The organism is Brevibacterium sediminis (assembly GCF_013623905.1).
In the GTDB taxonomy this organism is placed as follows: Bacteria; Actinomycetota; Actinomycetes; order Actinomycetales; family Brevibacteriaceae; genus Brevibacterium; species Brevibacterium sediminis.
The window spans coordinates 231,991-251,447 of the sequence record NZ_JABKDD010000001.1 but is presented as its reverse complement, the minus strand read 5'-3'; the positions used below and the strand labels follow the sequence as shown (position 1 = coordinate 251,447).

Annotated in this window: 15 protein-coding genes; 6 read left to right on the top strand and 9 right to left on the bottom strand. The window is 65.1% G+C overall.

Annotation, left to right across the window (positions count from 1 at the left end; all coding sequences use genetic code 11):
* Positions 1 to 85: 85 nt before the first annotated feature.
* Both HK108_RS01085 and mca read right to left on the bottom strand, forming a co-directional pair.
* Complete coding sequence (locus HK108_RS01085; RefSeq protein ID WP_180345505.1) at positions 86 to 469, bottom strand: hypothetical protein; 384 nt, start codon at positions 467 to 469, stop codon at positions 86 to 88.
* A complete protein-coding gene (gene mca, locus HK108_RS01080; protein ID WP_139466809.1) occupies positions 466 to 1,476 on the bottom strand; it encodes a mycothiol conjugate amidase Mca in 1,011 nt (336 codons plus the stop codon). Before mca ends, HK108_RS01085 begins: the two co-directional genes overlap by 4 nt.
* A 123-nt stretch (positions 1,477 to 1,599) precedes the next feature.
* Between mca and HK108_RS01075 the strand changes: the two genes are divergently transcribed.
* Together HK108_RS01075 and greA are read left to right on the top strand one after the other, a co-directional pair.
* The gene (locus HK108_RS01075; protein WP_181270388.1) at positions 1,600 to 2,025 is read left to right on the top strand and encodes a DUF4307 domain-containing protein; all 426 of its coding nucleotides are present in this window, start codon (positions 1,600 to 1,602) and stop codon (positions 2,023 to 2,025) included.
* Between the two features lie 259 nt (positions 2,026 to 2,284).
* The gene (gene greA / locus HK108_RS01070; RefSeq protein WP_101546580.1) at positions 2,285 to 2,779 is read left to right on the top strand and encodes a transcription elongation factor GreA; all 495 of its coding nucleotides are present in this window, start codon (positions 2,285 to 2,287) and stop codon (positions 2,777 to 2,779) included.
* A 125-nt stretch (positions 2,780 to 2,904) separates the two neighbouring features.
* On the opposite strand, the gene HK108_RS01065 is transcribed toward greA, so the two are convergent.
* Positions 2,905 to 4,365, bottom strand: a complete 1,461-nt coding sequence (locus tag HK108_RS01065) for an AI-2E family transporter (RefSeq protein ID WP_172168892.1) — start codon at positions 4,363 to 4,365, stop codon at positions 2,905 to 2,907.
* Positions 4,366 to 4,429: 64 nt separating this feature from the next.
* Here HK108_RS01065 and HK108_RS01060 point away from each other — a divergent pair, with 64 nt between their 5' ends.
* From HK108_RS01060 to HK108_RS01050, 3 genes are all read left to right on the top strand, one after another.
* Positions 4,430 to 5,461 carry an SGNH/GDSL hydrolase family protein gene (locus HK108_RS01060; RefSeq protein WP_229663892.1) on the top strand — a complete coding sequence of 344 codons (1,032 nt, stop codon included), beginning with the start codon at positions 4,430 to 4,432 and terminating at the stop codon, positions 5,459 to 5,461.
* Entirely contained in the window at positions 5,458 to 6,195 is a 738-nt protein-coding gene (locus HK108_RS01055; RefSeq protein ID WP_181270387.1) for a Maf family protein, read from the top strand. The genes HK108_RS01060 and HK108_RS01055 overlap by 4 nt, the downstream gene beginning before the upstream one ends.
* Before the next feature lie 123 nt (positions 6,196 to 6,318).
* Positions 6,319 to 8,130: an acetyl/propionyl/methylcrotonyl-CoA carboxylase subunit alpha gene (locus HK108_RS01050; RefSeq protein WP_139466801.1), complete on the top strand. Its 1,812-nt coding sequence runs from the start codon at positions 6,319 to 6,321 to the stop codon at positions 8,128 to 8,130.
* 73 nt (positions 8,131 to 8,203) lie between these two features.
* Here the strand turns inward: HK108_RS01050 and HK108_RS01045 are convergent, their stop codons facing one another.
* The 4 genes from HK108_RS01045 to HK108_RS01030 form a co-directional block, all read right to left on the bottom strand.
* Entirely contained in the window at positions 8,204 to 9,481 is a 1,278-nt protein-coding gene (locus tag HK108_RS01045) for an RNA polymerase sigma factor (protein ID WP_181270386.1), read from the bottom strand.
* Positions 9,481 to 9,822, bottom strand: a complete 342-nt coding sequence (locus tag HK108_RS01040; protein WP_139907488.1) for a YciI family protein — start codon at positions 9,820 to 9,822, stop codon at positions 9,481 to 9,483. Before HK108_RS01040 ends, HK108_RS01045 begins: the two co-directional genes overlap by 1 nt.
* A gap of 121 nt (positions 9,823 to 9,943) precedes the next feature.
* On the bottom strand, positions 9,944 to 11,368 hold the full coding sequence (locus HK108_RS01035) for an NAD(P)H-quinone dehydrogenase (protein WP_139466795.1): 1,425 nt from the start codon (positions 11,366 to 11,368) through the stop codon (positions 9,944 to 9,946).
* A 126-nt stretch (positions 11,369 to 11,494) separates the two neighbouring features.
* A complete protein-coding gene (locus HK108_RS01030) occupies positions 11,495 to 12,046 on the bottom strand; it encodes a gamma carbonic anhydrase family protein (protein ID WP_181270385.1) in 552 nt (183 codons plus the stop codon).
* Between the two features lie 283 nt (positions 12,047 to 12,329).
* Here HK108_RS01030 and HK108_RS01025 point away from each other — a divergent pair, with 283 nt between their 5' ends.
* Positions 12,330 to 12,578, top strand: coding sequence for a WhiB family transcriptional regulator (locus tag HK108_RS01025; RefSeq protein WP_009374875.1), 249 nt, complete (start codon positions 12,330 to 12,332; stop codon positions 12,576 to 12,578).
* Positions 12,579 to 12,791: 213 nt separating this feature from the next.
* Here the strand turns inward: HK108_RS01025 and HK108_RS01020 are convergent, their stop codons facing one another.
* Positions 12,792 to 14,309, bottom strand: a complete 1,518-nt coding sequence (locus tag HK108_RS01020; RefSeq protein WP_216656708.1) for a sensor histidine kinase — start codon at positions 14,307 to 14,309, stop codon at positions 12,792 to 12,794.
* A gap of 252 nt (positions 14,310 to 14,561) precedes the next feature.
* Positions 14,562 to 19,442: an NAD-glutamate dehydrogenase gene (locus HK108_RS01015; protein WP_229663891.1), complete on the bottom strand. Its 4,881-nt coding sequence runs from the start codon at positions 19,440 to 19,442 to the stop codon at positions 14,562 to 14,564.
* Positions 19,443 to 19,457 lie beyond the last annotated feature (15 nt).

Sequence of the window (19,457 nt, the reverse complement as noted above, 5' to 3'; positions counted from 1 at the left end):
TGAGTCCGCACGGACGCACACGGCGCGATCACCGATCGGTGATCGCGCCGTTGTCTGTGTGCGCAGGACCTCAAAGCCTCAGAGCTCAGGCTCGTTCATTGCGTTCGTCGGTGGATTCGGAGGAATCGATCGGCTCCTCCGCCGAGCCGCCTCGGCGATCTGCATCGGATGGTCCGGTATCGGCGGACGCGTCGGAGTCGCTGTCAGCGGTCTCCGGTTCGGGTGCCTCCGGCCCTGAGAGCTTCGACTGGTTGGGCACCACATGCCTGCGCAGCGGGATCGGATAGGCATCGCTGGCGCCCGAGTGCGCCCGCACCCGACGGACACGGCGCAGGGCGTCCCTGATGAGGAAGATCGTCAGGACGACGATGGCGAGGGTGGCCAGGAAGCCGACGGTTCCGGGCGTCACCAGATCCGGGTCCGGTGTGCCTCCGTCCGGAGTCGGGGCTGGAGAGGACGCGAAGATCATGCGCGGGTGTCGCTTTCGGTCGGGACGGCGGAATCAGCGTCGAGGTCGTCGGCAGCCGGCGAGTCCGGGAGCATCCCCTCGGCGGGAACGCGACGACCGTCATCGAAGGTCACTGCGGCGAACAGGTCGGTCTCCTGGAAATCCAGTTCCCGGTTCAGCGGCTCACGGTCGGTGAGGTCGAGAGCCAGCTCGAACTCTTCGGTCGGCCAATACGTACGAGCAGCCTTGCGCGACGCGGAGAAGAAACCGCCTTCGGGGTCGATCTGAGTGGCGTGGGAGAGCAGCGCGCGATCGCGGGCGGAGAAGAACTCGGAGCAGGAGATGCGGGTACTCAGCCAGTTGTGGCGCTGGTTGTCACGCTTCTTGAAATCCTCGAGGTGGTCGGCGAACGGGGACTTGAGTCCCGCCTCGAGCATCTTCTCGTGGATCGTGATCCACTTCTTCGCCGACAGGTCCTGGTTGAAGTAGATCTTCTGCACCTGCCACGGTTCGCCGAGCTCGGGATGCGAGGTCGCATCTGCGGCGGCTTCGACGGCGGCCATGGTCACAGCGTGGTTCTTGATGTGGTCGGGGTGAGGATATCCGCCGAGCTCGTCGTAGGTGGTCACCACCTGAGGACGGAAGGTGCGGATGATGTGCACGAGGGGAAGCATCGCCACCTCGTCGGGAACCCGATAGAAGCATCCGGGAGGAGTCTGGTTGTCGAAATCGCCGTCGGGCAGTCCCGAGTCGACGTGACCGACCCAGACATGTTCGGCGCCGAGGGCTGCGGCAGCGGTCGCCATCTCCTCTCGACGGAGACCGGCGATGTCGCGGCTGGCCTTCGGACTCTGCAGGAGAGCGGGATTGAGGATATCGCCGGCCTCGCCACCGGTCATGGTGGCGATGAGCACCCGGGCACCCAGTGAAGCGTACTTCGCGCTCGTTGCCGCACCCTTGGAGGATTCGTCGTCGGGGTGGGCATGGACGGCCAACAGGCGCAGTCCATGGTACGGAAGCGAAGTCATATCCTAAATGTCCCTTTCGATTCAGCCTGGTGGCCACCTGCTGCCGGCGCTGCGGCTGACATGATCGCCGGCAGAGGATCGACTACTCTAGATTAGTGCGCGAAGTACTTAAAGAGGAATTCAATGACTGAGGTAACAGTGGCACCACCACTGCATGATGATCGCTACGGCCGGACCAGCAGACCCAAGCGAGAGCTGAGTCGTCCGGCGAAGATCATCGCCGTCATCGTCCTCGCCGTGGTGGTCGCCGTCATCGCTGTCTGGGCATTCCGCCCGCAGACGAATCCCACAACACCGCGCACTCTTGACTATTCGGTTGTCGACGATTCTTCAACGCGCGTCAGCGTCGGAATATTTCCTGATCAGAAACGCGACGTGCACTGCATCGTCCAGGCCACGAATGAGCAGGAAGCGATCGTCGGATTCACCGAGGTGACCGTTCCCGCCGATCCGAACGCCGATCCGAATTCGCCGAAGCGCATCGACGTGGACCTGGCCACAACTCAGCTGGCCGCCTCCGGCCACGTGGACTCCTGCTGGTTCGAATAGGCCGAACCTTCGACCGCTTCGACCGCCTGGTGGAAGCACAGGAACCCGGTCGCACGAGTCTCTTCGAATAGTTCTCGCACGGGAACGCATCTTGCGGTCGCGAACCTCCGACTCACGGCCGGGGACGTGATCGAACTCATCGTTTTTCTCCGCAGATGCGTTACACTGTAGTTTCATTCAACTTCCGGGCGTGCCCATACGCCCGGTTTTTTCGTTGCCTGACACGCCCGTCAGTGCACCGACCGAAGAAGGAGAAGTCATGACCGAGGAAGTCACCCAGGAAGAGACATGGTTGACCCAGGAAGCCTTTGACCGCCTGTCGAAGGAACTCGAGCATCTCTCCGGACCGGGTCGTGCAGAGATTGCTGAGAAGATCGAAGCCGCCCGCGACGAGGGTGACTTGAAGGAGAACAGCGGTTATCACGCTGCGCGTGATGAGCAGGGCAAACAGGAAGCACGCATCCGCCAACTCGAGGTGCTGCTGCGGAACGCGAAGGTCGGCTCCAGCGACAGCGACGGCAAGACCGTGGCACCCGGAACCGTCGTGACCGCCAGCGTTGCCGGCAACTCCATGCGATTCCTGCTGGGCAACCGCGAGATCGCCGGAGACTCCGATATCGACGTCTTCTCGGAGAAGTCGCCGCTCGGAGCGGCTGTCCTCGGCGTCAAGGCCGGAGACAAGACCTCATACGAGGCTCCGAACGGCAAGACCATCGAGGTCAAGGTCGATTCCGTCGAAGCCTTCACCGGCTGATCGAGACCGAATAGAGAAGTGGGCGGGTGCGATCGCACCCGCCCACTTCTCTATTCATTCCGGTTCAGGCGCGTCCTGCCGGACCCCGATTCAGACGAGTCCTGCCGGGTCGTCTGGTCCGAGCCTCAGGCATCGGGGCCCTTCTTCGGCCGTCCGGGTTCGGCCGAACCGGTCTCACCCGACGTGGTCGGACCGGTTGATCCGGTTTCCGTCGAATCGGTCTGTCCGGAACCTGATGCACGTTCGTCTTCCGCGGACTCGTGGACGGCATCGGTGAGCCTTTCCTTCGCCGTCTCGAGGACTGCCGTGGCCTCGCGTTCGTCCGGGTCACGCTCGGCGTCGTCCTCCGCTTCGTCTTCGTCCGAATCACCGGCGTTCGTACGCACGATATAGCTGACGACGCTGTTGAGCACGGCAACCAAGGGAACGGCGAAGAGAGCGCCGACGATGCCGAAGAGGAAGCCGCCTCCGGTGACTGCGAGGATCACAGCCAGCGGATGGACCGACACTGCCTTGCCCATGAGGAACGGCTGCAGCACCTGGCTTTCGATCTGCTGGACGGCAATGACAACCGCGAGCATGATGACGGCACTGACCAGACCGTTCGAGACCAGAGCCACGAGCACGGCGACCGCACCGGAGGCGATGGCTCCGACGACGGGGACGAACGAGGTGAGGAAGACGAGCACGGTCATGGGGATGACCAGCGGGATCCCGAGGAACGCAGCGCCGATGCCGATGCCGATCGCATCGACGGCGGCGACGAGGATCTGGACCCTCACGTACTGCACGAGGGTCGTCCACCCCTTCAGAGCGGCACCCGTGGCGACGGGACGGGCCGGGACCGGCAGCAGGTTCATCACCCACCTGAAGATGTTCTGCCCGTCGTAGAGGAAGAAGAACGTCGCGAACAGGCAGACGGCCATACCGGTGAGGAAGGTGCCCACCGAGGAGGTGGCCTCCAGGGCGCCGCCGAGAAGCTGGCTGCTGTTGTTCTGGAAGAAGTTCGTCGCGGTTTTGATGGCGTCGTCGATATAGCTCGAGATCGTCGTTGCGTCGATGCCGAAGGGGCTCGAAGCCAGCCATCCGCTGATCCCGGACACACCGGCGATGACCTGTTTGACGAGGTCGGGCATGCCGGAATAGATCTGCTGACCGACGAGGCCGAAGAGTCCGAGCACGACGACGATGAACCCGATGAAGGAGATCGCGGCGGCCCCTCCTCGAGGCACGCCCTTCTTCTTCAGCCATCCGGTCAGGGGCGCGAGCAGCGCTGCCAACAGCAGAGCAATGAGCACGGGCAGCACGACGCTGGAGATCTTCGACAGGAGCCACAGCGCCACACCGATCGCCACGAGCACGACGATCGACCGCCACGACCATGCGGCAGCTAGCTTAAGACCGGGAGCCACATACGGTTTGGCCTCGGCTTCGATTCGGCTGAGTGCGATCTCCTCGGGACTGACTGCCTGCGATGGGGTTGCTTCGGGTTCGGACGAGGAGTGAGAGGAGCCGCGTCCGCGCCGGAACGCCTCCCATGCTCCTCGGAGTCGGTTCGGAGGATGCTGCTGATCGTTTTCGCTCATGACTCAACAATAGTTGTTGATGCAGTGACAAAGGTGCAATGATGACGCCGGAGGAGGGAAATCAGTGGGAAGACGCTTGATCTACACGCTGGCGACCATGGGGGCGACCGTCGTCGGCGCCGGCGCCTCGGCGGCGGGACTGCTCCGCCACCAGGCCGGATCGCTGCGCCGTTCCTTCGACGACGACAAGAACCGTCGCTTCTCCACCTTCACCGAGGCGATCGCCGCCCCACGTGACAACGACGATGACGACTCCGCCGCTCTTGCCATCATCGGCGACTCCTGGCTGTGCGGGGTCGACGTCGACCCGGAGCAGGCGCCCCCGACCCTCATCGGGAGAGGCCTGGCGCGGATGCTCGGCACCACCGTCCGGGTCCAGACAACCGCACGCCCCTCGGCACTGTCGGATGATCTGCACCGACAGGTCGACGAAGTCCTGCGCTCGCCGTGGCTCTCCCGCCAGCTCTCGGACCGCTGGAGCGACGACCGCCGGTTCGCGATAGTCTCGATCGGCACCGGCGACATCATCCACCCGATCCAGGCGACCATCGGCGTACCCGTGCTCAACCAGGCCATCAACCGGCTCCAACGCGAGGGCCGCTACACCGTGTTCGTTCTCGTCTGCCCCAATCTCGGCGGTCTGCCGGGGCTGCGCGATCCTCTCAAGACGTCGCTGCGCCGAACCTCGCGGGTCCTCGCCGGCTCTCAATGGCTGGCCGCCCTGGCCGCGCGTGCGGTTCCACTGCGGTCGACGGGATCGCTGAGCGGAACGACACGCCGGTCTCTGCTCAACGACTCGGGCCGATTCCCCAGCGAACTCGGCTATGCGCAACTGTCCTCGACGCTGCTGGCCGCAATCGCCGAACGCATCGATGCACCGGTCGTCGTCGACCGCAGCCTCGACATCCCCGAGAAGGGCGAAACCGCCCGCCGACACGAACTGGTCCCCGGCGCCGAGGCGCAATCTGCTGCTCAGAACGATTCGGATATCGAGGCGCAGACCGGCGCCGAGGCGCAGCCAGATGCCGAAAAAACAGCAGTGACAGAAGACGCCAGCCCCGAACCGGTCCCGAATCGTTCGGAAGCAGCCTCGTGATCCCCGTCGTCCTCGCCTCCCAATCTCCTTCACGTCGCCAGATCCTCCGGGACGGCGGGATCGACCCGGTCATCATCGTCTCCGAGGTCGACGAACGTGCCATCGAGGACGATTTCACCGGCTCCGTCGGCGAACTCACCACAGCGTTGTCGGAGGCGAAGGCGCGTGCGGTCATCGACCGGATCATCGCGTCCGCTCCCCCGACACTTGACGGCGCGGACACCGTGGTCGTCATCGCCGGGGATTCCCTGCTCGAATTCGACGGACAGGCCATCGGCAAACCGGGAACGGCCGATCGCACTCGCAACGTGTGGTCGGCGATCGCCGGTCAGTGGACACAGCTGCATTCGGGCCATACGGTCGCAGTGCTCACGCGGGCGCAGCAGTCGAACGGCGCAGTCGGGCGAGCGGGAGACGATGTCCGCAGTGACGGCCCCGACAGTGCTGATCGAACCGGCTCGGCGCCCTTCGAACTCGGCGCTCTGCGCTCGCAGCGGTCGGCCACCTCGGTGCTCATCGGCTCACCCAGCACGGAGGAGCTCGAGGCGTACATCGCCACCGAAGAGCCCTTCCACGTGGCCGGGGCGCTGACGATCGACGGCTATGGTGGGGCCTTCGTCGACCGGCTCGACGGCGACCACCTCACCGTGCTCGGCCTCAGCCTGCCCGTCGTGCGCGAATTGGTCACCGACATGGGGCTGTTCTGGCCCGATCTGTGGACTCTCAAGCGGTAGACTCGACCCTGGTCCGGTGACACGCCCGAGGACATTGAAGTTCTCGTCCCAGTTTTTTATCGCTGTCCTACAAACCCTTGGTGCTGCTCTCTAAATTGTTCTGTGATCGTACAAAGGAGCACCATGACCACAGTCCTCTCCGACTCCACGACCTCGGTACTGAGCACCACTGTTCCGACCGGGGCCGTCCGCCGAGTCCTCATCGCCAACCGCGGTGAGATCGCTCTGCGCATCATCCGGGCCGCCCACGACCTCGGTATCAAGGCCGTCGCCGTGTACACCCGCGCCGATTCCGATGCCGACTTCGTCGAACTCGCCGACGACGCGTGGCTGCTGGACGGTTCCGGAGCCGGGGAGACGTATCTCGACATCGAGAAGATCCTCGCCTTGGCAAAGCGCTCCGGCGCCGATGCCGTCCACCCCGGTTACGGCTACATGGCCGAGAACGCGCAGTTCGCGCAGGCCGTCATCGATGCCGGGCTGATCTGGGTCGGTCCTCCCCCGGCGGCGATCAAACTCCTCGGTGACAAGTCCGGAGCCCGTGCCGTCGCCGAAGCCGTCGACGCTCCCGTCGCTCCCGGTTCCGACGGCGCCGTAGCCGATCTGACAGAAGCCGCCGAAGTGGCCGGCCGGATCGGGTTCCCCGTCGTCGTCAAGGCCGTCCACGGCGGAGGCGGGCGTGGCTTCCGCGCCTGCGCCGCTGCCGAAGACCTCGAAGCCGCCTATACTGCAGCGACCCGCGAGGCACAGAGTGCCTTCGGGCGCGGTGAGTGCCTCATCGAGAAGCAGATCGTGCGCCCCCGTCACCTCGAGACCCAGTGCCTGGCCGATGCCCACGGCAACGTGCGGATCGTGTCCACGCGTGACTGCACTCTGCAGCGCCGCAACCAGAAGATCATCGAGGAAGCACCCGCTCCGTTCCTCACCGCCGAACAGGAGCGCATCGTCTCCGAAGCCTCGGCACGCCTGCTCGCCCACGTCGGCTACGTCGGCGCCGCGACGTGTGAGTTCCTCCTCGGCGAGGACGGCACGATCATCTTCATGGAAGCCAACGCGCGCATCCAGGTCGAGCACACCGTCACCGAGGAGGTCACCGGAGTCGACCTCGTCGGTTGGCAGGTGCGCATCGCTTCGGGCGAGGCGCTGCCCGACGAATTCCCCGCCGTGCGCGGACACTCCTTCCAGTTCCGCATCAACGCCGAAGACCCCACGACGTTCTTCCCCGCCACCGGCGCAGTGAAGAACTACCGTGCGCCTTCGGGTCCCGGAGTGCGTCTGGATTCCGGCATCGGCGAAGCCAGCGTCGTCGGCACGGACTTCGACCCGATGCTGGCCAAGCTCGTCGTCACCGGCGCCACCCGTGACGAGGCCCTGGCACGAGCACGCCGGGCCCTGTCCGAATACCGCATCGAGGGCGTCTCGACGCTGCTGCCGCTGCATCGGGTGCTCGTGAACGAACAGGCCTTCGCGACCGATTTCAAGGTCTGGACCAACTGGCTCGAAACCGCTTTCGTCAATCCGCTTGTCGATCCACAGCTAGGAGAACAGATGAATACTGCAACCGACAGCTTCAGCGTTGTGGTCGAGGTCGATGGCCGCCGCATGACCGTTTCGGTCCCCAAGGACGTCATCTCGGACCTCGGTCATGTTCCCAGCCCCAGCGTGCCGCGGCGCAAGCGCGGGCTGAGCAGCCGCAAGGGTGCGAAGATCGCCGACGACTCGAATGCGCTCAACGCTCCCATGCAGGGCACCATCGTCTCCGTCTCCGTCAACCCCGGTGACACCGTCGAAGCCGGTGACACCCTCGCCGTCATCGAGGCCATGAAGATGGAACAGCCGCTCAAGGCCGGCCACTCCGGCACCGTCTCCGAGGTGCTCGTCGGCGCAGGCGCCTCGGTGAAGTCCGGTGAGGCGATCATCCGCTTCGCCGCCTGAGCCGCTCCCGCTCCTGCCTCCGTTCGCTCCGGCCTGCGGTCAGGAGTCACGAACACAGAAGTCCCTGCCCGGATCACCGTCGAAGATCGGTGATCCGGGCAGTGATGTATTCGGATTCGGCATCGTTGCCGGGACATTCCAGACCCGCGGCATAGGCGTCCTCGGCCTCCGCCGTACGACCGAGTTCGTCGAGGGTGATCGCCCGTGCGATGTGGAAGGGCCGGTAACGCAGCAGCTGCGGATCGTGGGCCAGTTCATCGAGTGTGCTCATGGCCGCTTCGGGACCCGAGACCTGCCCGAGGGCGATCGCGGTGTTGAGAGCGACGACCGGCGACGGATCGAGGCCGGACAGCATCCGATAGAGCACGAGGATCTGCTTCCAGTCCGTGTCGGCGAATCGCGCGGCGTCGGCGTGAAGGGCGGCGATCGCCGCCTGGATGGTGAATGCCCCGGCTCCCGGTTCGCCGGCGGCCACGTCGACGAGTCCGGTCCCTTCGGCGATGAGGCGTGAGTCCCACAGGCTGCGGTCCTGCTCGGCCAGCGGCACCGGCCGGCCATCCGGCGTCACACGGGCGGTCTCACGTGCCCGTGTGAGCAGAAGCAGAGCCAGCAGGCCACGGGCTTCGGTCTGCTCGGGCAGGTATCCGACGAGCAGTCGGGTCAGCCGGATGGCTTCGTGCTGCAGATCGACTCGAGTATGTTCGGGTCCTACAGTGGCGTTGATGCCCTGAGTGAAGATGAGATAGAGGACGCGCAGCACTCCGGGCAGCCGGTTGCCGAGTTCATCGGGCGCTGGGCGGCCGAAGGGAATCCCGGTCTTGAGGATCCGCTGTTTGGCACGGACGATCCGCTGTTGCATCGTCGCGGTCTCGATGAGGAACCCGGCGGCCATCTCGGCGGTGGTCAGCCCCGAGAGGAAGCGCAGGATGAGCACGATGCGTTCGTCCTCGCGCAGGGTCGGGTGGGAGCAGGTGAAGAACAAGCCGAGGCGCTCGTCGGGCAGATCCGCGGCATCCATCTCCTCGCCGAGGCGCTCCGCGTGATCGTCGTGGTCACCTGGTCGCAGCTCGTCCTCGATGCGCAGGCGGGCGAGATGCCGGGTGCGCGCCTCATCGGAGCGGATGAGATCGATGGCGCGGTTCTTCGCCGTGGCCATCAGCCACGCCTGAGGGCGTTCGGGCACTCCCCTGCCCGACCACGTCTCGACCGCGCGCAGCACGGCATCGTGGAGGGCCTCCTCGGCGAGGTCGAAGTCACGGAACCGGGTGACCAGCGCCGCGAGCAGCCGCCCGTAGTCCTCCTCGCCGATGGCGCTGAGGACGCGGGCGGCCGCATCGGGGTCGGGGTCCATCAGTAGTCGGCCACCGGACGGATCTCGATGTGTCCGGCCTTGGCTGCGGGGCTCTTCTTCGCCCAGGCGATCGCCTCGTCGATATCGGCGACGTCGATGACGTAGCTGCCGCCGACGAACTCGTTCGATTCAGCGAACGGGCCCGAGGTGACAAGCGATTCGCCTCCGGATCCGCTCACCCGGACCCCGAGTTCGGGTCCTTCGAGGGCGAAGCCGCCGACGACGATCCCCGCCTCGCTGATCTCCTTGTCGAATGCCATGAATTCTTCAGGGTCCGCTCCGCCGTCCTCACCGCAGTCAGGATCCTGTGTGCGTCCCATGAGCAGAAGTGCGTATTTCATGTCGTTCTCCTTCGTCGTTCCTCATGTCATGCCGGGCGGCCTGACACCATGATGACGGTCGAGGAGCGACCGGATCGACAGCTGCGGAGAAAAACTTTCCTGCGATCGTCGGATCGACGATTCAGAGGTGACGGTGGAGCTTCCGTGCCGCTTCGGTCAGCGAACCGCTCACCGAGGGGTAGACGACGAAGGAGGCGGAGAGCTGATCGACGGTCAGCCGGTTCTCCACTGCCATGGTGATCGGCAGAATGAGCTCACTGGCTCGGGGACCGACGACGACTCCGCCGAGGATGGAGCCGGATCCGCGCCGAGCGAAGATCTTGACGAAGCCGTCCTCGATGCCGAGCATCTTGGCGCGCGGGTTCGTGTCCAGCGGCAGCATCACGGTGTCGATGTCCGTCGGGTTCTCGCGGTAGTTCTGCTGAGTGAAGCCGACGGTGGCGATCTCGGGTGCGGTGAACACGTTCGATGCGACATTGCGCAATTTGAGAGGCTGCACGGCGTCGCCGAGCGCGTGGTTCATGGCGATCCGCCCCTGCATCGCTGCCACCGAGGCCAGCGGCAGCACACCGGTGCAGTCACCGGCCGCGTAGATTCCGGCCCGCGAGGTCCGCGAAACGCCGTCGACGACGATGTGTCCGGATTCGCTGACCCGGACACCGGCCTTCTCCAGGCCGAGACCTTCGGTGTTCGGAATCGAACCGACGGCCATGAGGCAGTGGGATCCTTCGACACGGCGACCATCGGCGAGCACGACTTCGACTCCGTCGTCGGTGCGAGTCACCGAGGCGGCGCGGGAGCGGGAGAGGACATTCATGCCCTTGTTGCGGAAGACGAATTCGAGCACATCGGCTGCGTCCTCGTCCTGGCCGGGCAGGACCTTCTCACGCGAGGACACGAGGGTCACCTCGGTGCCCAGTGCCCGATAAGCCGAAGCGAACTCGGCACCGGTGACACCGGAACCGACGACGATGAGGTGCTCGGGCAGTTCGTCGAGATCGTACAGCTGAGTCCAGGTGAGGATGCGCTCACCGTCAGGCTGCGCAGTGGGCAGCTCACGCGGGTGGGCGCCGACCGAGAGCAGGATCGTCGAGGCCTCGAGGGTGTACTCGGTGCCGCCGGATTCGACGACATGGACCTGGTCGCGACCGGCCAGAGTCGCCTTGCCCTGGATGGCTTTGACACCGGCCCGAATGAGGCCCTCGTAGATGTCGTTGGCCTGAGCGTCGGCGAGGGAGAGGATGCGCTTGTTGACCGCTTCGAGGTCGGCGGTGACTCGGCGCGCAACGGCCTCGGTGTCCTCGGAGTTCTCGATCCGGATTCCGAGCCCGTCGGAGCGCTCGATCTCGTCCATCATCTCCGCGGTGGCGATGAGCGACTTCGACGGCACGACGTCGGTGAGCACGGCGGAACCACCGCACCGATTCTGCTCGATGAGCATGACATCGGCACCGAGCTGAGCCGCGACGAGCGCGGCTTCGTAGCCGCCGGGGCCGCCGCCGATGATGACGACGCGATCTGCAGTGGAATCAAATTCAGTGTTCACATACTGATTGTCTCAAATCGCCACGATGCTGGCGAACGGCCCCCTGGGGATCGACCGAATGGTTCCTTTGGGATCTGGTGGAGATCAGGCCTGGGCCGGTCCGCAATCGGTCCGGTTACGGTCCGATCAGTTCGGGTCGACCACCTCGGCGGTGTCCTTGTGCAGGGTCGACAGACGCACATAGGACTGGGCGTTCTGCCGGACCTTCTCCACTCCTTCATCGGTCATCTCCCGGCGCACCTTCGCGGGCACACCGGCGACGAGCGACCGTGCGGGGATCTGCGTGCCTTCGAGGACGACGGCGCCCGCGGCGACGAGGGACTCGCTGCCGATATGGGCGTCGTTGAGCACTGTGGAGTGCATTCCGATGAGCACATCGTCATCGACCACGGCACCGTGGACGAGCGCTTGGTGGCCGATGGAGACGCGGGCGCCGATGACGACGGGTTTGCCGGCGTCGGTGTGCATGACGGTGTTGTCCTGTACGTTCGAGTCCTCACCGATCGTGATCGGGGCGGCTTCGGCGCGCAGAACACAGCCGTAGAAGACGCTGGCGCCCTCCTTCACGTGCACGTCGCCGACGAGAGTGGCACCGGCTGCGACGAACGCCTCCGGATCGATCTGAGGTGTGTGTCCGCCGACGGAGACGATGCGTGGGCTGGCGAGATCGTTGGTCATGAGTCCTCCATTGGTTCACGTGATGTCTATGTGCATTCACCTGCTGTCTGCATGTGCCTGACAGTCTAGGCGGAGACGCTCAGACAGGCCCGAAAATACGAATCGCGGACCGATTTGCGCGATCGCCCTCATAGCAGGACAATGGGGAAAATTCTTGTCAGAAATTTCACACTGCCGGACCCTTGTGCGCCCAATTGCGTTATGTGAACCTTGACTGTGAGAGTTGCACGCCCGGAATTCGGGCGTAGCCAACCGCGTTCACTGAATTCGTCGAAAGGTCACCATGGATTGGCGACACCGTGCAGCATGCCTCAATGAGGATCCGGAGCTCTTCTTCCCGATCGGCAACACCGGACCCGCGCTGCTCCAGATTGAGGAAGCAAAGACTGTCTGTCGCCGTTGTGAAGTCGCAGAGACCTGCCTGCAGTGGGCCCTCGAATCCGGTCAGGATGCCGGAGTCTGGGGCGGTCTGAGCGAGGACGAGCGCCGCGCTCTCAAGCGTCGTGCCGCTCGCGCCCGCCGCGCCGGCTGAGTCGCCGGCCATTGAGAAGGCGGTTCCCCCGGACTGCCGAAGCCATAACTGAATCACCAGCCACACCTGCACCGAAGACTGAGTCCCTTGTCCCGACGGCGAAAGATCGTCGTCGGAACAAGGGACTCAGTCGTGTGCGCGCACGAGCGTCCGGCCGAATGTCGACCGACACCGGAGCGTGGCAGCTCTGCGGGTCGGTCCGACGGGCCTCGCTCAGTCGTAGGAGTCCGGGCGCAGCGGAACGTCGAGGACGGCAACTGTTCCGCCGCCTTCGCGCGCCTGCCATTGGATCGAACCTGCCAGGTCGGCCGAGACCAGCGTGCGCACGATCTGCGTGCCCAGACCATTGCCCGGATTCTGCGTCTCTCCCAACCCGATGCCGTCATCGGCGATCGTCACGCTCAGGTGATCGCCGTTGCGTTCCGGGGTCACCCACACATGGCCGTTGAGCGTCTCCCCCGGTTCCAGGCTCTCGAGGTTCTCGGTGGGGAATCCGTGTTCGATCGCGTTCGTGATCAGCTCCGTGATGGCCAGGGCCAGAGAGGTGGCATCGGCGGAGGAGATGGTTCCGAAGCTTCCGCACCGTTTGAGTTCGATATGCACCAGCGGGCTGGTCAGCTCGGGAGTCAGACGCAGTCCCTTGTCGACGACTTCGTCGAAGTCCACTTCGGATTCGACGCCTTGACTGAGCACATCGTGGACCACGGCGATGATCGAGACCCGGCGCATCGCCTCGGTCAGCGCCCCCTTGGCCTCGGGGCTGTCGATGCGGCGGGTCTGCAGCCGCAGCAGAGCGGACACGGTCTGCAGATTGTTCTTCACCCTGTGGTGCATCTCCTTGATCATCGCGTCGCGGGAGAGCAGCTCGCGCTTGCGGCGGCGGATCTCGGAGACGTCACGGGCGAGGACGATCGCACCGACCCTCTCGCCCTCGTCCGTCAGCGGAATCGCGCGCAGTGACACACTCGTGCGCCCGACTTCGAGTTCGGTCCGCCACGGGGCACGCCCGGTGAGCACCAGTGGGAGGGTCTCATCGACCTGACGCAGCTCTGCACTGAGGTTCGAGACCACCTCGGAGAGATAGCTGCCTTCGATCTCTCCTCCGTAGCCGAGCCGGTGCATGAGCGATACGGCGTTCGGGGAGGCATACTGCACATGCGAATCGCGGTCGAGGATGAAGATGCCGTCGCCGACTCGCGGTTCGCCGTGCCGGGCCCCGGACGGGGCATCGCGATCGGGGAACGTTCCCTGCACGATCATCCGCATCAGAGCCATCGCCGTTTCCCGGTAGTACTTCTCCAGGCGAGACGAACCTCTGCGTCGGACCTCCTCCGAATACCGGACGACGAGCGCGATGGCCTCGCCGCTGCGGATGATCGGCACCGCCTCGGCGAGGATGTCGACGTCAGAGGATCCGGCGCTGATTCCCATCTCTCGGGCCGCGGCAACGTGGGAGACAGAGCTGCGGGTGCTGCTGGCCCGGTCAAGCAGCTCTTTCTCCAGACCGGTCGCACGCGCTCCGATCAGATCCCGGTTGAACAATGTCGCCCCGGTCGTCGATCGGGCATGAGCCAGGACCGTGTAGGCACCGTTGGGCGACGGCACCCACAGCACGAGATCGGCGAAGGAGAGGTCGGCCAACAGCTGCCAGTCACCGACGAGCAGATGGATGTGTTCGACGTCTGACTCATCCGTGATGCCCTCGGCCGCCAGCAGTTCGTTGAGCACCATACGTTCCTCCAAGGTGAGATCAGCAGACCCGCGTTGCGCGGATCTGCTGAGATGTCGATGTTCAGACGCTACCACTTAATCGGACGGTGTTCGGACCCACCGAGGCGACTGTGTCCGCACGATCCCAACTGACCTGCCGATCGTGGTCGCCCTGCCGGTCACCGCTGTCGAACCGATCAGGAGTGTCCGGCCGGTCGCGGACGCACTGCCGATCGCGGCCGACCATGGTGTCGACCGCGACCGCAATCGGCCTCAGCCGTTGTGTTCGCTCTCCCAGGCCGAGGAGCGGACCATCGACCGCAGTGAGCGCAGCAGCACAGACAGCGGCGCCTGGGTGACGGAATCGAGACCGAGGATCGTCTCCGTCGTCTCCAGCACCCGCCCCACGACAGTCTCGTTGCGTTCGAGCCATTCGGCCAGGCGCTGCTTCGCCCGTTCGTCCGGGGTTCCGGAGATCGGCGAATCCGTGGCGGCCAGAACCGTGCCGGTCACCGACAGGATCGCGGCGTAGTAGTCGTCACGCATGGATCCGCGGGCCAGCGCAGACCACCGGTCGCTGCGATCGAGCTCTCCGATGAGGGTGAGGATCTGCGAACCGGAGAAGCGTTCGTTCACGGCGTAGTAGACCTCTGCGACATCCTCGGCGGATTCGTTCGCCCGAGCTGCCAGCTGGGTGATGTCGAGCAGCACGAACTCGTCGAGCAGGGCGGCGGAGCGCCACGCGAGTTCGCTCGGCACGCCTTCGTCGATGTAGCTCTGCGCCTTCGCCTGCATGGTCTTGGCATCGTAGCCGTCGACGAGGTCCGGGACCCGGGAGCGCAGTGCTTCGACGACCTTGCCGTACATCTCGATGCCGGAATCGACGTCGAGGCTGTCCGGCGCCTGCTGCACGAGCCAGCGCGAGGAACGATCGAGGACACGCACATAGTCGTGCTGGAGTTTCACCTGCACCTCGGTCGGCACCTGGTTGTCGAGTGCGCACACTGCGTCGAAGAAGTCATCGAGTCCGAAGATCTCCGAGACCACGACGAACACGCGTGCGATCTGCGGCACCGACGCCGGCGTCTCTTCCAACATCCGGTAGATGTAGGTCAGTCCGCCGCGGTCGACGAGCCGGTTGACGAGCTTCGCCGTCGCGATCTCCCGGTGCAGCGGGTGTTCGGGGATGAGTTCGCCGTATTTCTCCTGCAGAGCATCCGGGAAGTAGGACACGAGTTCGCGCCGCATCCACGTCTCATCCGGCACGGTGCTGGCAAGGACCTCATCGGCGGCGTGCATCTTCACATAAGCCAGCAGCACGGCCAGTTCAGGCGACACGTAGTAGCTGAACTCGCGTTTGGCGAGCTCATCGGCGTTGGGCAGGAATTCGACCGCCCGGTCGAGATCGGCGTTCTTCTCCAGATAGCCCAGCAGCCGGCCATAGGTGCCCGACATCGATTCGGTCTGGGCCCGAGCCTCGCCGAGGACGACGTTCTGCGAGTAGTTGTTCGCCAGCACCCGGTCGGCGACCTGGTCGGTGAACGAGTGCAGGACCGCCTCCCGTTCTTCCGCGGCGAAGGCTCCCTTGTGCAAGAGCGTACGCAGGAGCAGCTTGATGTTGACCTCGTGGTCGGAGCTGTCGACGCCGGCCGAGTTGTCGACGGCGTCGGTGTTGACCTCGACGCCGCCCAGGGCGGCCTCGACACGTCCCAGCTGTGTCACACCGAGATTGCCGCCCTCGCCGATCACCCGCGCCCGCACATCGGCGCCGTCGATGCGGATGGCATCGTTGGACTTATCGCCGACGTCGGCGTGGCTCTCGCTCGAGGCCTTGATATAGGTGCCGATACCGCCGTTGTAGACGAGGTCGACCGGTGCCTTGAGGATCTCCGACATGAGGTCGGCGGGGCTGCGCTTTCCGGGTTCGACTCCGAGCACCGAGGCGGCTTCGGGGCTGAGGTCGATCGACTTCGCCGACCGGGAGAAGACTCCGCCTCCTGAGGAGATGAGGTCCCTGTCGTAGTCCTGCCAGCTCGAACGCGGCAGGTCGAAGAGGCGTTGGCGTTCGACGAAGCTGCGGGCGGCGTCGGGGTTCGGATCGAGGAAGATGTCCCGGTGGTCGAATGCCGCGACGAGGCGGATGTGCTCGCTGCGCAGCATGCCGTTGCCGAAGACGTCACCGCTCATATCGCCGATGCCCACGACGGTGAAGTCCTCGGCGGCGGTGTTGAGTCCGAGTTCGCGGAAGTGGCGTTCGACGGATTTCCACGCGCCCCGGGAGGTGATGGCCATCGCCTTGTGGTCGTAGCCGACCGATCCGCCGGATGCGAAGGCGTCGCCGAGCCAGAATCCGCGGCGTTCGGCGATCGCGTTGGCCACATCGGAGAACCGTGCCGTGCCCTTGTCGGCGGCGACGACGAGATAGTAGTCGTCTCCATCGTGGCGGACGACACGGTCGGGGTGGACGACGACGCTGGAGTCGTCGCTGCCGTAGGTGAGGTTGTCCGCAACCTCGAGCATGCTTTCGATGAACACCTCGTAGGCGGCCTGACCGGCGGCCATCCACGCGTCCCGATCGCTCATCGGCGGCAGCTGCTTGGGGAAGAAGCCGCCCTTCGCCCCGGTGGGCACGATGAGCGCGTTCTTGACCATCTGGGCCTTGACGAGACCGAGGACCTCGGTGCGGAAGTCATCGCGACGATCCGACCACCGCAGCCCTCCGCGGGCGACGGTGCCGAAACGCAGGTGCACGCCCTCGACCTGCGGGGAATACACCCACATCTCCAGAGCCGGCTTCGGCTTCGGCACGAAGCTGAGCTCGTCGGGCCGGATCTTGAGCACCAGGGCGGTGGGCAGAGCACCGGATTCGTCGATGTAGTAGTTCGTGCGCAGGGTCGCCCGCAGCAGTTCCAGCGAGGAGCGCAGCACACGGTCGGCGTCGAGGCTGGCCACTTCGCTGAGGGCGGCTTCGATCGCGTCGTCGATCTCGGTCATCGTCGCTTCGCGTCCGGCGTCGTCGACGTCGGGATCGAACTTGGCGGAGAAGTAGTCGACGAGCAGCTTCGAGATCTGCGGGTTGTCGCTGTAGACCTCACCGACATAGGCGTCGGAATAGGTGAATCCCGCCTGGCGCAGGTACTTGCCCAGTGCGCGGATGATCGTCACATGCTGCCAGGAGAGTCCGGCGACGACGAGGCGGTCGAAGACCCCAGCTTCCTTCTTGCCGTCCCAGCCGGCCATGAAGGCCTCGGCGATGCGGTCGTAGTCGTCATCGGCCAGCTCTTCGGAGAAGCTGAGTCCGAAGTCGTAGATGTAACGATGGGAACCGTCGGCGAGGTCGAGTTCGTGGGGTCGTTCGTCGACGACGTCGGCGCCGAAGGCCGTGAGGAAGGGCAGGACCTCGGACAGGCTGACCCGGTCACGACGATAGAGGACGAGGCGCACAGAGGCATCGGTGTTCTGTTCGGGACGGTAGAGGCGCACCGCCGGACCGTGACCGGCGTCGAGGGCTTCGAACCGACCGACATCGGCGACCGCCTCGGCGGGGGTGTGGTGCTCGCCGTAGCTGGGAGGGAACGCCTTCGACCACAGGTCGGCCCGGGCATGCGAGGCGCCGGAATCGCCGGTCTCGGCGGGGACGAGGAACGCGTGGACGTCTTCGGACCAGGAGCGAACGGCCCCGACGATGCGTGCCTCGACCTCGTCGGCGCCGATCTGCGGCAGTTCGCAGTCACGGGCGACGCGGGCCACGAAGTGGATGCGGGCCAGCGCGGATTCACTCAGCAGCACATCGAAGTCGACGCTGTCGGCGTTGTAGAACTTGCGCAGCACTTCCTGCACGCGCACTCGAGCGTCGGTGTTGTAGAGGTCGCGCGGGAGGTAGAGGATGACGGAGACGAAGCGCTGGTAGGGGTCGGTGCGGACGAACACGCGGGACTCACGACGCTCCTGCATGTCGACGATCTCCATGACGACGTCATAGATCTCCTCGGTGCCCTCGTGGAGCAGGTCCTCGCGGGGATAGTTCTCAAGGACGCCGAGAAGTTCATTGGCCGAGTGGGATCCGGTGGGGAATCCGCTGGCCGAGAGGATCTTCGCGACCTTCCTGTCGATGACCGGGATGTTGAGGACGCTGTCGTTGTAGAACTCGGGTTTGAACACTCCGACGAAGCGCCGCTCGCCGACGATCTCACCGTCGGCATCGAAGGTCTTCACGCCGATGTAGTCCATGAATGAGGATCGGATGACGCGGGAGCGGGAGTTCGCCTTCGTCAGCACCAGCACATGCGGTTCGAGCGCTTTGTCGGCGACCGCCCGGCTGAGCGGTGACTTCACGAGGGGGCGCAGTGCGGAAATGCCCATCGAGGTGTCCTCGATCGGTTCGAGGCTGCTGTGTTCGGCGTCGTGGGTGTAGTCGTATTCGCGGTAGCCGAGGAAGGTGAAGTGTCCGTCGAGCCAGGTGAGCAGGGCGGCGGCGGATTCGGCTTCTGAGGCCAGCTCCGGGCGCGGCGCGTGTGCGCTCAGCTCGGCGGCGATGTCTTTGGCCTTCGCGGCCATCGCCTGGGCATCGCGCGCTGCCGCGGCCACGTAGTCGAGGACCCCGCGCAGCCGTTCTTCGAGTGCATCGAAGTCGCTTTCGGAGATGCGGTCGATCTCGAGGCGGATCCAGGACTGCTGCTGTGGGGCGCCGTCTTCGCTGTCGGCAGGATCTTCGGAGACCGTCGGAATGCTCGCCGTGTCCGCACTGAGCGTGGGGGCCTCTGCCGGGGAGAGGATCTTCTCGTCCGGGCCGTTGCCGGTGACTGTGATGATCGGGTGGTGCACGCGGCGGATCGCCCTGCCGTTGGCAGCGAGGTCGCTGACGATCGAGGACACGAGATGGGGCATATCGGCGAGCACGATGGCGATGACCGTGTGGTTGTCGCTGAATTCCGGCGAGTCGACGCTCGGATTGTAGATCGCGATCGCCGGACGCTCACCGTCGTATTCGGTGCCGAGCGCGAAGTGACGGGCCGCCGCGGCCGCGTAGGCCTCGGGATCGGTCGCCCCTGTTTCGAACCGCGGATAGTACGCATCGAGGAAGTTGTCGGGAGCCGATTGCCCCCTCTGCTTTCTCCACTCTTCTGCAACGTTCGAAATTGAGACCTGAGTCACTGTTTCACCTCTATG

What these genes read in the sequence shown, in the direction of transcription:
- HK108_RS01085 (WP_180345505.1), bottom strand. Translation starts at nt 469, where the DNA reads ATGATCTTCGCGTCCTCTCCAGCCCCGACTCCGGACGGAGGCACACCG.
- mca (WP_139466809.1), bottom strand. Translation starts at nt 1,476, where the DNA reads ATGACTTCGCTTCCGTACCATGGACTGCGCCTGTTGGCCGTCCATGCC.
- HK108_RS01075 (WP_181270388.1), top strand. Translation starts at nt 1,600, where the DNA reads ATGACTGAGGTAACAGTGGCACCACCACTGCATGATGATCGCTACGGC.
- greA (WP_101546580.1), top strand. Translation starts at nt 2,285, where the DNA reads ATGACCGAGGAAGTCACCCAGGAAGAGACATGGTTGACCCAGGAAGCC.
- HK108_RS01065 (WP_172168892.1), bottom strand. Translation starts at nt 4,365, where the DNA reads ATGAGCGAAAACGATCAGCAGCATCCTCCGAACCGACTCCGAGGAGCA.
- HK108_RS01050 (WP_139466801.1), top strand. Translation starts at nt 6,319, where the DNA reads ATGACCACAGTCCTCTCCGACTCCACGACCTCGGTACTGAGCACCACT.
- HK108_RS01045 (WP_181270386.1), bottom strand. Translation starts at nt 9,481, where the DNA reads ATGGACCCCGACCCCGATGCGGCCGCCCGCGTCCTCAGCGCCATCGGC.
- HK108_RS01040 (WP_139907488.1), bottom strand. Translation starts at nt 9,822, where the DNA reads ATGAAATACGCACTTCTGCTCATGGGACGCACACAGGATCCTGACTGC.
- HK108_RS01030 (WP_181270385.1), bottom strand. Translation starts at nt 12,046, where the DNA reads ATGACCAACGATCTCGCCAGCCCACGCATCGTCTCCGTCGGCGGACAC.
- HK108_RS01025 (WP_009374875.1), top strand. Translation starts at nt 12,330, where the DNA reads ATGGATTGGCGACACCGTGCAGCATGCCTCAATGAGGATCCGGAGCTC.
- HK108_RS01020 (WP_216656708.1), bottom strand. Translation starts at nt 14,309, where the DNA reads ATGGTGCTCAACGAACTGCTGGCGGCCGAGGGCATCACGGATGAGTCA.